This is a genomic window from Maribacter confluentis, assembly GCF_030505015.1.
Lineage (GTDB): Bacteria > Bacteroidota > Bacteroidia > Flavobacteriales > Flavobacteriaceae > Maribacter > Maribacter sedimenticola.
Genome location: NZ_JAUKUC010000001.1, coordinates 1,850,856 through 1,866,388, shown reverse-complemented (window position 1 = coordinate 1,866,388; position 15,533 = coordinate 1,850,856). Strand labels below are relative to the sequence as shown.

14 protein-coding genes are annotated in these 15,533 nt (G+C 36.5%); 7 read left to right on the top strand and 7 right to left on the bottom strand.

Features of this window, described 5'->3' with window-relative positions; translation table 11 throughout:
• Nucleotides 1-4 precede the first annotated feature (4 nt).
• A complete protein-coding gene (locus tag Q2T41_RS08210; protein ID WP_304435680.1) occupies nucleotides 5-1,375 on the top strand; it encodes a DUF5689 domain-containing protein in 1,371 nt (456 codons plus the stop codon).
• Nucleotides 1,376-1,377: 2 nt separating this feature from the next.
• On the opposite strand, the gene Q2T41_RS08205 is transcribed toward Q2T41_RS08210, so the two are convergent.
• The 3 genes from Q2T41_RS08205 to Q2T41_RS08195 form a co-directional block, all read right to left on the bottom strand.
• Nucleotides 1,378-1,785 carry a response regulator gene (locus tag Q2T41_RS08205; protein ID WP_304435679.1) on the bottom strand — a complete coding sequence of 136 codons (408 nt, stop codon included), beginning with the start codon at nucleotides 1,783-1,785 and terminating at the stop codon, nucleotides 1,378-1,380.
• Nucleotides 1,786-1,947: 162 nt separating this feature from the next.
• On the bottom strand, nucleotides 1,948-2,352 hold the full coding sequence (locus Q2T41_RS08200) for a response regulator (protein ID WP_089260951.1): 405 nt from the start codon (nucleotides 2,350-2,352) through the stop codon (nucleotides 1,948-1,950).
• A 5-nt stretch (nucleotides 2,353-2,357) separates the two neighbouring features.
• Nucleotides 2,358-4,556 (bottom strand): PAS domain S-box protein, encoded by a 2,199-nt coding sequence (locus tag Q2T41_RS08195; protein ID WP_304435678.1) that lies wholly within the window; start codon nucleotides 4,554-4,556, stop codon nucleotides 2,358-2,360.
• Between the two features lie 119 nt (nucleotides 4,557-4,675).
• On the opposite strand from Q2T41_RS08195, the gene Q2T41_RS08190 reads away from it, so the two are divergent.
• Together Q2T41_RS08190 and Q2T41_RS08185 are read left to right on the top strand one after the other, a co-directional pair.
• Nucleotides 4,676-5,140, top strand: coding sequence for an ankyrin repeat domain-containing protein (locus tag Q2T41_RS08190; protein ID WP_304435677.1), 465 nt, complete (start codon nucleotides 4,676-4,678; stop codon nucleotides 5,138-5,140).
• Nucleotides 5,141-5,147: 7 nt separating this feature from the next.
• Entirely contained in the window at nucleotides 5,148-5,933 is a 786-nt protein-coding gene (locus Q2T41_RS08185; protein ID WP_304435676.1) for an amidohydrolase, read from the top strand.
• Nucleotides 5,934-5,955: 22 nt separating this feature from the next.
• Here Q2T41_RS08185 and Q2T41_RS08180 read toward each other — a convergent pair whose 3' ends face one another.
• Entirely contained in the window at nucleotides 5,956-7,572 is a 1,617-nt protein-coding gene (locus tag Q2T41_RS08180) for an Ig-like domain-containing domain (protein WP_304435675.1), read from the bottom strand.
• Between the two features lie 51 nt (nucleotides 7,573-7,623).
• Nucleotides 7,624-8,325, bottom strand: coding sequence for a ComF family protein (locus Q2T41_RS08175; RefSeq protein ID WP_304435674.1), 702 nt, complete (start codon nucleotides 8,323-8,325; stop codon nucleotides 7,624-7,626).
• Between the two features lie 41 nt (nucleotides 8,326-8,366).
• Between Q2T41_RS08175 and Q2T41_RS08170 the strand changes: the two genes are divergently transcribed.
• Together Q2T41_RS08170 and Q2T41_RS08165 are read left to right on the top strand one after the other, a co-directional pair.
• A complete protein-coding gene (locus Q2T41_RS08170) occupies nucleotides 8,367-9,266 on the top strand; it encodes a DUF8428 domain-containing protein (RefSeq protein WP_144803075.1) in 900 nt (299 codons plus the stop codon).
• A 37-nt stretch (nucleotides 9,267-9,303) separates the two neighbouring features.
• A complete protein-coding gene (locus tag Q2T41_RS08165; protein ID WP_304435673.1) occupies nucleotides 9,304-10,848 on the top strand; it encodes a glycine--tRNA ligase in 1,545 nt (514 codons plus the stop codon).
• Between the two features lie 4 nt (nucleotides 10,849-10,852).
• Here Q2T41_RS08165 and Q2T41_RS08160 read toward each other — a convergent pair whose 3' ends face one another.
• Nucleotides 10,853-12,940: a TonB-dependent receptor gene (locus Q2T41_RS08160; RefSeq protein ID WP_304435672.1), complete on the bottom strand. Its 2,088-nt coding sequence runs from the start codon at nucleotides 12,938-12,940 to the stop codon at nucleotides 10,853-10,855.
• Nucleotides 12,941-12,966: 26 nt separating this feature from the next.
• Nucleotides 12,967-13,488 (bottom strand): hypothetical protein, encoded by a 522-nt coding sequence (locus Q2T41_RS08155; protein WP_304435671.1) that lies wholly within the window; start codon nucleotides 13,486-13,488, stop codon nucleotides 12,967-12,969.
• Between the two features lie 125 nt (nucleotides 13,489-13,613).
• On the opposite strand from Q2T41_RS08155, the gene Q2T41_RS08150 reads away from it, so the two are divergent.
• Both Q2T41_RS08150 and Q2T41_RS08145 read left to right on the top strand, forming a co-directional pair.
• Nucleotides 13,614-14,378 (top strand): exodeoxyribonuclease III, encoded by a 765-nt coding sequence (locus Q2T41_RS08150; protein WP_304435670.1) that lies wholly within the window; start codon nucleotides 13,614-13,616, stop codon nucleotides 14,376-14,378.
• A 68-nt stretch (nucleotides 14,379-14,446) separates the two neighbouring features.
• Nucleotides 14,447-15,487 carry an aldo/keto reductase gene (locus Q2T41_RS08145; RefSeq protein ID WP_304435669.1) on the top strand — a complete coding sequence of 347 codons (1,041 nt, stop codon included), beginning with the start codon at nucleotides 14,447-14,449 and terminating at the stop codon, nucleotides 15,485-15,487.
• The last annotated feature ends 46 nt before the right edge of the window (nucleotides 15,488-15,533 follow it).

The window sequence follows — 15,533 nt, the reverse complement described above, 5'->3', positions numbered from 1 at the left end:
GTATATGTGCGTAACGAAAAATAAAATATTGAATTCATTGATGGCCAGCTTGGTCTTATTAATAACGGGTTGTGTTGATGACAGGGATTTTGACAAATTGGAAACCTTTTGTAACGACGAACAATATGATACGATTACAATTGGTGAGCTTAAAGCGATGTTTACAGGTGATACTGCTCAAATACAGGAAGATTTGGTTATTGAAGGCTATGTGACCTCTTCCGATCAATCGGGAAATTTTTATAACGTTCTACATATTCAGGACAGTCGCAGTAATCCTACCCATGGATTACAGATAGAACTGGAACTTAGGGATTCCCATCTATTTTTTAATGTTGGCCAACATATCAAGGTTAAATTAAAAGGACTTTATATAGGTGAATCTAACGACCTTTTTAAAATAGGTGGCGTATTTACCTCATTTGGGAATCGTAGTGTTGGCAGACTACCTAAAACGGTTGTTTTTGACCATATTTTTACTTCATGTAAGGATAATGTTGGGGTTGAGCCCACATTGGTGTCCTTGACCAATTTAAGTGACAATATGATAAGTACTTTGGTTAAGCTGGAAAATGTGGAATTTGCTGAAAATTTGATCGGCGAACCCTTTGCAATTTCCAATGAAGAAACTATTAGGACCGTAATGGATTGTGAGGACAATGAGCTGGGACTACTTAATAGCGGTTATTCAACTTTTCATGAACAATTGATTCCGGCACAATCTGGGACCATTACAGGAATATTGACTAAAAAGGGGAATTCTTTTCTTTTAACGGTAAGGAATGTGGAGGACATAAATTTAATGAATGATAGATGTAAGGATGTAATTGATGAATACAGCTCTAACAATGTCTTTATTTCGGAACTAGCGGACCCTAACAATAATGCCGGCGCAAGGTTCGTTGAAATATATCATTCATCGGATAGTAAATTGTCTTTAAAAGGATGGAGTTTGGTAAGGTATACCAATGCAAATTTGACCGTAAGTTCCTCCATAGATTTATCAAACTATACTATTGGGGCAAAGTCCCTTTTGGTAATATCGCCCAATGCTGAGGAGTTTGAACGGGTGTATGGTTTTGCACCGGACATTATCGTAGGAACAAATTCACCTGCGGATTCTAACGGTGATGATAATATAGCGTTGGTTGATCCTTTTGGTACGATTATAGATCTTTATGGGGTAATTGGTGAAGATGGTAGTGGAACCGATCATGAGTTTGAAGATGGTAGGGCTTTACGCAAACCGGAAATTAACATTGCCAATGCTGAGTACAATCCCCAAGAATGGATAATCATTAATGATAGTGGAGGTAGCGGTACGTTAAATGACCCACAAATTGCACCTGAAGATTTTACGCCCGGGGTTAGGTAGCATCAAATAATTTTATTGGAGGAAATTATTTTCTGCAACGTATTTTCCGTTAAGGGTTTTACAATATAATCTTTGACCAATTTATACTTTTTTGCTTTTTCGATCAGTGACGGACTAATAAAGGAACTGGTAATATAGATTTGAATGTGTTTAATTTTATCTTCAGGAAATTCCTCAAATTCTTCTAAAAAAGACCATCCATCCCTTTTTGGCATATTTAGGTCAAGAAAGATAATGGTAGGCAGGGTTATATTTTCAACGATAAGGCCTACTAGTCCATCTAATGCTTTCTGACCATTGGTATAATATAGAATGTTCGTACTGAAATCTATTTGTTGTAAGGTTTTCTTACTGCTCAAAATAAAAAATTCATCATCATCGATAATGCAGCAACTAGAAAATACGCCCATTAAATTAATCTTTTTTACAGTTCTTAAATTTGGCTTGGGTCAAGATATACTTTTGGACACTATAAATAAAACGATTAGTTCAATATTAATCATTTTAATACCAATGATTCTATATACTAATAGTAAATTTTGAATATATCTATGTCGTAAGATATAGACAGACTATGTCTTTGTAGCTTTTAAGATATTTGATAAATCATCTGGTGTAATTGGTTTAAGAATATAATTGTTTACTTGCTCGTAATTTTTTACACGTTCCAGATCTCTAGGGTCAACAGATGAACTAATAATGTAGATAATGGTCTTCTCCGTATTATGGTTTGGTAAATTTTTGTATTCGTCCAGAAATTCCCAACCGTTCATAATAGGCATGTTCAAATCCAGGAAAATAACTTCTGGCATTAATTCTCCACTTTGGCTAATTTCCATTAACCCTTCCACTGCTTCTTGCCCATTGTTGAAGACCAGGATAGTTTCGGCAAAATCCACTTCTTTCATAATCCTTTTAGTACCATAAATAAAAATAGGGTCATCATCGATTATACAGCAAATTTGTACGTTTTTCATGCTTATTATGCTTTTTTTAATTCAATAAAAATTGTTGTACCCACATCTACGGTACTTTTAAGATTAATTTTTCCGCCCATTGCTTCAATTTGGTTTTTGGTAATGAAAAGGCCAATTCCCTTGGCATCCTTGTGCTTATGAAACGTCTTGTACATTCCAAATATTTTATCGCCATGTCTTTTTAAATCTATGCCTTGACCATTGTCTGAAAATGTGATCAATACATAGTCTCCTTTTATTTTTGAGGAGATTTCGATAATAGGAGTTCTATCCTGAGATCTATATTTTAAAGCATTTGTAATTACGTTCAAAAAGATACTTTCCAAGTAGGCCGGTACTGCATTTACAAAATGAGTTTTAGATACATTAATGTTCAATACGGCATCCTGTTCCTCTAAAAGTCCGCCTATACTTTTTTTAATGTGATGTATTGTGTTCAGTACGCCAATACTTTTTAAATGTTCTAGCGTACCTGTTTTTACTTGTACGACATCATTTAAATGGGCAATGGTTTCTGCCAAGCTTTCTGCAGCATTGGATATCATCTCATGTAGGTTTTTACGCTCTTCCTCGTCTTCTTCTTTAGTAAGAAATTTGGTCAGCATAGTCATATTGGTAGAGTGCGACCTTAGATTATGGGATACGATATGGGCAAAGTTCATAAGGCTGTCGTTCTGGCTTTTGGTGACTTCGACCAAGGTTTGCAATCTTTTTTCAGATTCTATCCTGTCCGTAATATCCAAAAACTGGGCAATGGTATGGCTAGGGTTGCCGTTCATGTCCTTTACTACCGTTACCCCCAATACAACATGTACCAGATGACCATCCTTGTGAAAATACCTTTTTTCTAATTGATATGTATCATTTAGGCCGTCATATGCACTGGTATGAAAGGACTTGCTGGTAATAATATCCTCTGGGTGGGTTATGTCCAAAGTTTTCATGTTAAGCAGTTCTTTTTCCGTATAGCCTAAACTGTTCAATAAACTTTTATTGACCTTTAGCCATTTAAAATCCGGACTTATCAATGCCATACCAATAGATGCATTGTCAAAGGTTTCTGTAAAAGACTCTGTACTTCTTATTAACTTTAGCTCTGTACTTCTTAAATCTGTAATGTCCCAGTTGGCTCCGGTAAGTTTAATGGGTTTACCGTTATAATCCTTTATGGTTTTGGAAGTTCCTTTAACATGTCTTATACTACCATCTTTTAAGATGATTCTAAACTCTTCGTCAAAATCCTTGACACCGGTTATAGCATTTTCAGTCGCTTTTAAAGCTTTTTCCTTGTCCTCTGGATGAATGGTTGATTCCCATGCTTCAAAAACTCCTGAAAAATCATCTTTTTCTACACCAAAAATTTGGTACATTTCATTGTCCCAAACCAACTCATTGGTTTCCAGATTAAAATCCCAAATCCCTATTTGTGCGGTTTGGGTAGTAATTTTTAATCGCTCTGATATTTCTTCATGGGCCAATTGAATTTTTTTGGTTTGGTCTATATCCTGAAAAGTGCCAATAATGCGTACGGGTTGACCATTGGCCATCTCAACCTCACCTTTTGCCCTAACCCAAACCTCATTACCTTTGGCTGTTATGATGATTAGTTCGGTATCCCATGACTTACCTTGTTCAATGGCTATATTTACAAGTTCTGTAATTTTATCCCTGTGAGGACCTTCTTTATAAAAATTAATACCTCGGGCCACATCGGGTACAAAATCTTCACTTACTTCGTGAATATCCTTGGTAGTTTTGGTCCAGTACAGGGAATTATTGATCAAATCAACTTCCCAGCATCCAATCCTGGCAACAGCCTCGGCTTTATGTAATAATTCTATCTCTTTTTTATCTTCTGTTACGTCTTCTAAAAAGATAAGTAGACCATCCAAATTCTTTCTATCGTCTATTTTTACGGGAGAAATTTTCCATTTTAGCCATTGTAATTTGCCACTGGGTAAAATATATTTTTGACCAAAATTTTCTATTTTCTTCCCTTTTAATCCTTTTTTTAAATCTTCATCAAATTGCCCAGGAGTTTCACCAATAACCTCAAATAAATTCTTGCCGATATAATCGGAATTATTCAAAGTAAAATCCTTACGCCATTGGTTTGAATAGTTAATAAAGTTTAACTTAGTATCTACCATAGCGATTGCGATGGGAGCTTCCTTTAAAAGAAAGTCAATAGCTAATGTTTTCAAAAGAAATTTAATTTTTATTTAAAGGTACAATTATTAGCATTGTAGGAAAGAATGAAATTAGTAGGAAAAAACTTGGAAAACAACCTTTTTATAACTTAATAACAGTAACATTTTCAATTATGAACGAATTTTTTTTTAAGGCAATAAGGGAAGGTAATTATAATGAGGTTAAGGCAATGTTAGATAAAAATGCCGTTTTGGTCAACAGTAAGGATTCTAGAGGCTCTACCCCATTAATTTTGGCAACGTATTATGATGAAACGGAAATAGCCCGCTTGTTACTTGAAAAAGGAGCAAAGATAGATGCTGTGGACGCATCCGGAAATACAGCCTTAATGGGGGTTTGTTTTAAAGGATTTACGGATATTGCCAAACTTTTGATAGAGAAGGGTGCGGCCCTTAACGAAAGGAATGCAATGGGGGCTACATGCCTTATTTATGCAGCACAGTTCAATAGACTGGAGATTGCAAAATTATTGATTGCCAATGGTGCGGACAAGTCCATAAAGGACAACAGGGGCAATAGTGCTTTGGACCATGCCAAGACCCAAGGTTTAAGTGCGTTGATAGATTTATTTGAATAAATTGATAATGTCCAATCAAAATAACTTGCATCTGAAGGTAGCTTTGGTACAATCTCCTATCAAATGGGAAGATCCCCAAGGCAACAGGTCATTTTTTGGCCAAAAAATAGATCAAGTAAAGGAAAAGGTAGATTTGATCATTTTGCCAGAAATGTTTAGCACCGGTTTTACGATGTCGCCAGAAAATATTCATGAAAAGGAAGGCGATATTACCTTGCAGTGGATGCAGAAAATGGCGCAAAAAAGAGATTGTGCCATTACCGGAAGTATGGTATACAAAGAGGAAAACCATTATTATAATCGACTATTTTTTGTGTTCCCTAACGGCCATTATGAATCGTATGATAAAAGGCATACGTTTACCTTGGCAGGCGAGCATAAGAAATATACAAAAGGTACCAAAAAATGTATTGTGGAATATAAAGGGTTTAGAATATACCCTTTTATATGCTATGACCTTAGATTCCCTGTTTGGAGCAGAAATACTGAAGATGTTGACCTTTTGCTTTATGTAGCCAATTGGCCGGCTCCAAGAATTAACGCTTGGGATGCACTCTTAAAGGCAAGGGCTATAGAAAATATGGTGTATTGTATTGGTGTTAACCGTGTAGGAAAGGATAATGAAGGTCATTTATATACAGGTCATTCTGGAATTTATGATCCATTAGGGCAGCGCATAGGTTTTTCTGAAAAAGATGAAACTATAATTAGGACTCTGGATAAAGCAATTGTTAATAAGAGCCGTGAAAAATTAAGGTTTTTGGAGGATAGGGATATTTTTACAATTCATTAATCACCTAAGCTATACAAGGTGTTTATTCAATAAGGTTAAAAGTTTCAATCTTCTCCCAATTGGCACGTAACTCAATAGTTGTTGGGTAATAGCTTACCCGTTCTGGCTGTACTTTTTTAAGGTAGTTTCCGGTATCCCATTTTCCATTTCCGTTCAAGTCATAAATTACCCTGGCCAAATATTTACCCGGATTTAAGTTTATGAATTCAAATGATTGTGATTCTTTAGCATAAATTTCACGTTGAACCTCTCCTTTTTCATTGGTTAATTGCACTATGATTGGATATTGAACGGTATTGGCATTAAGGTTTAAAGTTAAGTTTCCATAATCGGCAGGACTTTTGGTCCTTAAGTTATATGAAACGGTATCGTTAGTTTGTTCAAAAAAATCTGTAATGGCACCGGGGAAAAGATCAAGCTGATAATTTTGACCGGTTGCTATGGTAAAGTCGAAATTTAACTGATTTTCCAGTGTGTCCAACGTAATGGTATGAACAATCGGTACAGAATCTTTGTCCATTAATTTTATCTTGGTGGTATCAAAACTAATCAAGGGAGTATTGATTTGTAAATTAATAGGTTGATCAAATTCAATATTTCCCCTTTGGTTCATTGAAATTTTCAGGGAATCAAAAGCAACTTTTCTGTTTTTAACGTTAAACGTATCCTTTAACTTGAGTTGTTCGTTAGTAATTGAAAATAGGATAGAATCCATCTCAAAAGGGGTGAACCAAAAGTTTAAGGTGTCTTTGTCCCTTTCTTTTACCACAATGGATTTTACAGTATCCGGAAGCGCATTTATTGGTTCTATGCTAATTGCGGAACCATCGCCATAATAACCGAAGCTTATTTTGTTACTTGCAACCATACTGGGCACGGCTACCCCATAATCGGGAATTTCCTTGAACAGATTCAATAGGTAAATAGAATCTGTAGGTAAGTTAATAGTGTCTTCCACAAAACCTATTTTGTCCGTTTTTTGATCAAATATATTATTGTTAGCGGCATCCTTAATACCAAATAGCGCGTATTTGCCTTCTTTTAAATTTTTAAGTTTAAAAATTACGGCGCTATCCAAGGTATTTGTAATGTAATTTGGAGGACGTTTATATACGGTAGAATCAGTATAGCTAGTGTCAATTTTATATAACATTACACTAATAAACTGATCCACTTTTTTATTGAAGGCATCTGTGACCACACCTGATAATTCAAGGGAATCTATATAATCCCCGGTAGAAAATATGTAGGTAAAGAACGGAATGGCATTTTCTTCATTGTTGTCCACAATACCTCGCCCAAAATTAAGAGTGTAGGTAGTATTGGGCTCCAAAGTATCCTTTAAGGTGATTTCAATAAATTTATTGGCACCTCCAAGTGGTGATAGGATAGGGGCGTACTTTAAGGGAGGGGATATGATAAGTTGTTTTTGTATATCTTTTAATTTCACTAGTTCGTCAAAATACAGGCGAATCTTTTTTTCGTTGAAATTGGTAGATAAATTGGCGGGTTCCGCCTTTAGCAGTTTTGGTGGCGTAATGTCCTTTGGTCCTCCTGTAGGTGTGCCTCTTTGAGCACATTGATAGGATACCAACAAAATGATAAATAAAAATATAAAACCTAGAATTTTTCTACCCATACGTGCTATAATCGACCACAAAGAAACAACATATTTTGTACAATTGTAAGCCTATTGTACAAAGGCCATGCTGGCAATATAAATACCAACACCGTCTATTTTTTTTAAACTACTTGCGCAAATTTCCATAGTTGCACCCGTTGTAATAACATCATCCAAAAGCAAGATGTTCTTATGTTTAAGCATGTCACTATTCCTAATTTCAAACAGGGAACGGTTGTCATACCATCTTCCCAATCTATTTTTTTTGGTCTGTGTTTTTGTATTGGCGGTTTTAATGAGCAAATCATCTGCGTATGTTGCGTTGATGTGAAAAGCAATACGTTGGGCAAATAAGGAAACTTGATTGTATCCACGTTTTCTAAATTTTTTTTGATGTAAGGGCATGGGTATAACATAATCAATACTATTAAGGTGCCCATTTTTTTTCAATATTTGTCCAAACCAGTCGCCTAAAAACTCGCCAATTTTTTCCTGATTTTTGTATTTTAAATTGTGAATAAGGTTTTTTACTATTCCAATATCGGTGAAGAAAAGGAAAGAATTTGCCTTTTTGATGTTAATTCGACCATAAAAAATACGGTCAACTGCATTTTCTTCGTTAAAATTATACTCGGTGAGTGGTAATTGATGTCGGCAAAGTGTGCAAAGCATAACCTCTCCTCCGTATAATCGTGCATTACATCCAAAACATGATATGGGCAGGAGAATGTTAGTAACATCCTTTAGTATATTTGAAATTCTGTTTTGCATCGAATTTTACAGATTAAATTAACCTACAGGCCGTGTTTTAAATGGACAATCAAGATAACAAATTCAATTATAAAATTCTGCTCGCTGCATTTGTGGCTGTAATCATTGCGCTATTGATTGCATTTTATTACAGTTATGCGCAGTCTAGTGCCCAAATAGACTTTTTGGAGCAGGAAAAAGCTATATTGGTAAGGGACCTTACCATTATGAAGGCAGATGTAGATCGCCTTGCCGCCAAAAATGAAATGAACGAGATAGAATTACAAGATTCCAAATTTAGGGTACAGGAACTTTTGGATTCTGTGGGCAGGTTAAACTTTACCGTAGAAAAACTAAGGGAATTTAAAAGTGAACTTAGAAGATTGGAGTCTAAAAACGACAGTTTAATATTAAAGAATAATTTCCTTCGCTATAACAACATGCTGTTGACCGATAAGTATGACGAATCGCGTAAGCAGGTAGAACAATTACGTGCCAATAGTAATTCATTGGCAGAGGCAGAAGCCTTACAGCGCAGGAAAATTCTGGAATTGAATCAAAAACTAAAGACAAAGAGCTATTTAAAAATGGCCAATGCTGAGGGTAGCGGTTTCAGGATCGTAAGAAATACCAGGCCTACCAAAACCAATAAAGCATCTATTATTGAAAAATTAAGGGGCTGTGTAACCATATTGGCGGACGAGAGCGAAGCGGATAGCGAAAAAATTATCTATTTACAGTTCTTGGACCCCAATAAACAGATCATAGAGGATAATGCTAATACCATTACGGTAAACGGTAATGTGTATAGTAAAAGGGTTGAGTTTGTATTTACAGGATTGGAGTCTTATATATGCGAGGCCATTACGATACCAGAAGGTTCTCTGATCCCTGGTAATTATACCTTAAATGTCTTTGAGGATGAGCGGTTGATCACTTCTTCAGAATTTCAGTTAAAATAATTATTCATTTTTTGGGCTATTGTTCTATTTTTGCCGCATGGCAAAGCAAGAAGATGATTTTAAGCGTGTAATATCCCACGCAAAGGAATACGGATACGTATTTCAATCTAGTGAAATTTATGATGGGTTAAGTGCCGTTTATGACTATGGTCAAAATGGTGTGGAACTCAAAAAGAACATACGCGACTATTGGTGGAAGGCAATGGTGCAGCTCAACGATAATATTGTAGGCTTGGATGCGGCAATTTTTATGCATCCTACAACCTGGAAAGCATCTGGACATATAGATGCTTTCAACGATCCATTAATAGATAATAAGGATTCCAAAAAGAGATATAGGGCAGATGTCTTGGTAGAGGACTACGTGGCCAAGATCGATGCCAAAATTGAAAAGGAGGTCAATAAGGCGGCCAAGAGATTTGGTGATGCCTTTGATAAACAAACTTTTTTGGAAACCAACCAAAGGGTAGTTGATTATCAATTGCAAGGAAAAACAATTTTGTCAAGATTGGGAAAATCATTGCAGAATGAGGATTTGGCAGATGTAAAGGCCTTGATCGAGGAATTGGATATTGCATGTCCTATGTCCGGTTCTAAAAATTGGACTGATGTAAAGCAGTTTAATCTCATGTTCGGTACCAAACTAGGTGCCAATGCAGATACTGCCATGGATCTTTACCTGAGGCCAGAAACTGCCCAAGGTATCTTTGTGAACTTTTTAAATGTCCAAAAATCTGGCCGAATGAAAATTCCGTTTGGGATTGCACAGACCGGTAAGGCTTTTAGAAATGAAATTGTCGCTAGACAGTTTATATTCAGGATGCGCGAGTTTGAGCAAATGGAAATGCAATTTTTCATTCAGCCGGGTACCCAAAAAGAGTGGTATGAGGTTTGGAAGGAAAAGCGTATGAAATGGCATTTGTCCTTAGGTTTGGGCGAAGAAAACTATCGCTTTCATGATCATGAAAAATTAGCCCATTACGCAGATGCGGCCGCAGATATTGAATTTCGTTTTCCGTTTGGCTTCAAAGAGCTTGAAGGTATCCATTCCAGAACGGATTTTGACCTAGGTAGTCATGAGAAATATTCCGGTAAAAAACTACAATATTTTGATCATGAGGTGAACAAGAACTATGTACCTTATGTCCTTGAAACCTCTATTGGCTTGGACAGAATGTTCTTGGCTGTATTCTCAAACTCCCTTAAGGAAGAGGAATTGGAAAATAATACAACTAGAACTGTACTTAAGTTGCCACCGGTTTTAGCACCGGTTAAAGCGGCAATTTTACCATTGCTGAAAAAGGATGGTCTCCCCGAAATAGCCCATGGTATTATAGATGACCTTAAGTGGGATTTTAATGTGGTCTATGACGAAAAAGATGCGGTCGGTAGAAGGTATAGAAGACAAGATGCCAATGGTACGCCTTTTTGTATTACCGTGGATCACCAAACCAAGGAAGATCAAACGGTAACCATTAGACATAGAGATTCTATGGACCAAGAACGCGTAGCAATATCCTCATTGAACCAAATCATTCATGGTGCGGTTGATATGAGGACCTGGTTAAAGAAGATGGAATAGGTAGTTATAAACTATATTTTAACTGTACACCACCATATAGGTTGGTATTGTTCCCAGGATAGAAATATCTTGGGGCACTACCTCCAAAACTAGTTGCGTTTATCAATACGGATTGCGCATATTTTGTATCCGTAATATTGTTGACTCCCAATTGAACACTTAGATGTAAATGGTCATTGATCGGGCTGCCATAACCCAGTTTTGCATTTAATAAATGAAAGGAGTTGCTGTATATACTATTAGCATCGGTCAATGGAATCCTATCTACGAACTGATGTGTTAAATTAGCAAAGAAACCATTTCCATAACTAGTTTGTAATCCAAAATTTATTCTGTGCTTAGGGACCCCTGTCAATGAATTGCCGGCATAATCCTGTTCAGCTTCCTCGTCTTCAAATTCCACAAACCTATGGGCGCTAAACGAATAATTTAAAAAAGGTGCAATGGATATACGGGGAGAAATTTTAAAGACATAATTCCAGTCAATGTCAAGACCTTTATGTTCTGTCTTTCCTGCATTTCTGCCTATATATTGGTCTTCACCTATTCTTTTTGCCACCAAGAGATTGTTAATGGGCATCAAATAAATTGCAATGTTTAAATGCATCCTTTGCTCCCTGTCCGTAAGTTTGGTGCCCACTTCGTAATTCATACCAATTTCTTGCTTGATGTCCGGATTAATGACTCCTTCGGGAGTAAGTGTTTCTTCAAGACTAGGGTTAGAATATCCCCTGCTGATATTGACATATATTTGGCTTAAGGCCGTAGCCGTATATTTTAAGTCTAAACTTGGTAACAGGAGCGTTTTAAAATTCCGTTGGGCACTTTTATTAAATTCTCCGGTAGTAAAACGGTCTCTAAAATCATATTGTGTTTTATTTATATTTAGTCCGATCTGGGCGGCAAGATTCTTTAACGGTGAGTATCCTAAAGTGGCAAAACCGTTAATTTGTGTTCTAAACTCTTTGTTGTCATTAAGTCGATCTCCTTGAAAACTGCCATTGCCGTTATTCTGCTCATATAAATTTTCAAAAATCGCCCATGTATACTCATCCTTATAGAGTTCTCCTCCAATAGTATAGGAAAGGTTTTTTTGAAATGCATTGAAGTTGCCGGAAAATAAACTCCTAAAACCAAATCCATTGGTGTACTCATCCAATATATTAAATGGTCTGGGTTCATAATGGTCCAGGTAGGTGTAGAAAACACTACTTGTGTTAGTTAAATTGATAGTAGGTCTATAGGTGTGGCTTACACCAATAAGACTGTAGTTGTTGTCCTCGTAACCTTGGGAATTTTTCCATGTAAATGCCGCTTGTGTTGGGTCTTCATCAAAGTCGGATTGATTGATGGAACTGGCAATTTGGGCAGAATAGTCTATGTGGTTTATCAGTAAACCTATTTCACTTTTGTTGGAAATACTATAGATTGAATTCAGCAAATATCCATCACGTTCAAACCTATTATTCTCTCTATAGCCATCAATTTCCATATGTCCGTATTGAAAAGAGAGATATAAATCTTTTTGATGATGGGAAAAACCAAGATTATTTTTAAACAGGCCGTAAGAACCTAGTGTGGTCTTGTTGGTAAAAGTTGTAGGTCTGTTGCTCGGTTGTTTTGTGTTCAAGATAATGGCTCCTCCCAAGTTGGTTCCAAAACCAGTACCTTTAGGTCCTTTGATAAATTCTACGGAAGTTAGGTTTTCCAGATCATAGGCCTCTATGGTAGAGAACCCTGTACCATTTGTTACCGGTATATCATTGTAATATAATCTTAATTTATCTGTACCGAAAGGGGTTCTTGACCCAACGCCCCTTATAGTAATTCTATTGGTGTTCAAGGCTCCGGATAATGCATATACACCAGAAACTTGGTTTAAAGCGCCAATAAAATCTACAGGGCTATAGTTATTGAATACAGATGCACCTATAATTTTGGAAGGAATGATTCCTATAGCGTTTTTGGCAGTAAGGGTGTCTATTACTATGACTTCCTTAAGTTGTGTAACGCTATCTTTTAAGATTGTGTTTTGGGCAAGAAGGTTAATGCAGAAAATAACCGAAAAAATAAGGGTAAGTATAATTTTCATAAGGATTTAAACCTCAAAAATACTTATTAAAATCGAAAACCTAGGGACAGTCCCGCTTTGAACATAAAATCGCTCTGAAAATCTTCTGGGTTTATATTTCTGCTTAGCCCACCATTTATTTCAATAATGAAACGTTGGCTTCTTGTTGTCCATTTTGAACCCGCTCCAAGACCTATGGCGGTAGTGGCATAGTCATAATCCCTTCCGCCTAAATTTTGGGAAACTTCATCATCTTCACCAGTATAGTACAACCCAAAAACTTCTGCAAAAAAACCGCTTTGCGGTGCATAACCAAAATAGGCCCTAACATTTGGGCCTATACCAAAATTTCCATTATAAGCGGTAGCATCTCCACTAAAATAAAGGGTGCCACCAATACTGGTATCCTCGTTCAAATAATATTCATATGAACTTTCTATTACGGAAGTAACAAGAAACTGACCAACATTGAATTTTATTTCATGCCGGTTAGAGTCATTATAATAGGCTTGGCCGGCCATTGATATCGAAAAAAGTACTGCTGTAAGGGATACTAAAAACTTCATCATATTTCTATTTTGGTAGTACATAATGGTTTAAATGATGTTCCAAAACCGTGAAATTAGGGTTTTTTAATGGGTTTTTTATTCCTAAAATCTACGATCCTTTTCTATTTTTGAAACAAAACATAGAAATGAAAATTATATCCTATAATGTAAACGGAATTAGGGCCGCTTTAAAAAAAGGATTTTTAGAATGGTTGACGACCGTTTCGCCAGATGTAGTTTGTCTACAAGAGATCAAGGCGCATGAAGAGCAGTTGGATCTATCCTTGTTCGAGCAAGCGGGTTATTCATATAATTATTGGTATAGCGCGCAAAAGAAAGGATACAGTGGTGTGGCCATACTTTCGAAAACCAAACCGGATTCAGTGGTTTATGGTACAGGTGTAGAATATATGGATTTTGAAGGGAGAAATATTAGGGCTGATTTTGGTGATATTTCTATTATGAGTATGTATTTACCCTCGGGGACCAATATCCAACGCTTAGATCTAAAACTTACCTATATGGATGATTTTCAGGAATATGTAAATAAATTAAGGAAATCCCATCCAAATTTAATTGTTTTGGGGGATTACAATATTTGTCACGAAGCTAGGGATATCCATAATCCAATAGGATTAAAGAACGTTTCCGGTTTTTTACCCGTTGAGCGTAAATGGATAGGTAATTTTATTGCTAGCGGATTTGTAGATAGTTTTAGGGAGTTTAATGAGGAGCCGGAACATTATACCTGGTGGAGCTATAGGGCCAATGCTAGGAACAATAATAAAGGGTGGCGACTTGATTATGCTATGGTCGCCAAATCGATAAAAAATCGTTTGTCCAGGTCCGTAATTCTGTCCGAAGCAAGGCATAGCGATCATTGTCCTATTTTAATAGAGCTAGATAGATAAGGGAAATGAGGTAAGTACCCTCAATATAATTGCTAGCTTTGCATTAAAATGATAAATTTTTTAATTGAATGATCTACACCAATTTACCACACACAGATATTGAAGTAAGTAAAATTTGTTTGGGAACCATGACATGGGGCAATCAAAATACAGAGGCCGAAGGACATGGACAAATGGATTTTGCTGTAGAACAAGGAGTCAATTTTTTTGATACTGCAGAGCTTTACCCCATTCCGGCACATAAAGATAGATATGCGGTTACCGAGAAAATTATTGGGAGCTGGTTTAAGAAAAGAGGCAATAGAGAAGATATAGTGCTTGCAAGTAAGATTGCCGGAAGGGCAGAAATGTCAAAATTTATAAGAACTACGGGGTTCACAAGAGATTCTATTATAGAAGCGGTCGAAGGAAGTCTGCAGCGATTAGGAACCGATTATATTGATTTATATCAGTTACACTGGCCTGAACGTACGACCAATTATTTTGGAAAAAGAGGGTATAAGCATGATATTACCGATCATTGGGAAGATAACATACACCAGATATTGGAGACCTTAAGGGACTTGGTTCGTGAAGGTAAGATCAGGCACGTGGGGGTATCCAATGAAACACCATGGGGAACCATGCGCTATTTAGAGGAAAGCAAGGTTCATGGTACCTTACCTAGAATGATTACGGTGCAAAATCCTTATAGCTTGTTGAACAGGTTGTATGAAGTGGGTATGGCAGAAATATCCGCACGGGAACAAATAGGATTGTTGGCATATTCCCCATTGGGTTTTGGAGCTTTAAGTGGAAAATATTTAGGGGACCGTCTGCCCAAGGGGTCACGATTGGAACGTTTTCCTCAGTACAATAGATATGTTGGTGAAACCGCATCTAAAGCAACGAAGAAATATTACGAACTAGCCCAGTCCAACGGACTTACACTGGCTCAAATGTCATTGGCTTTCGTGAATTCAACGCGTTTTGTCACCAGTACTATTATTGGAGCTACAACAATGCGTCAATTAGAAGAAAATATTGGAAGTATAGAAGTAGCGCTATCCAATGAAATAATAGATGAAATTGAAGCTATTCATGAAAGTATTCCAAATCCGGCACCATAGATGATTGAGCATATTTTTTTAAAAGTAGGATTCTGGCAGATTATAG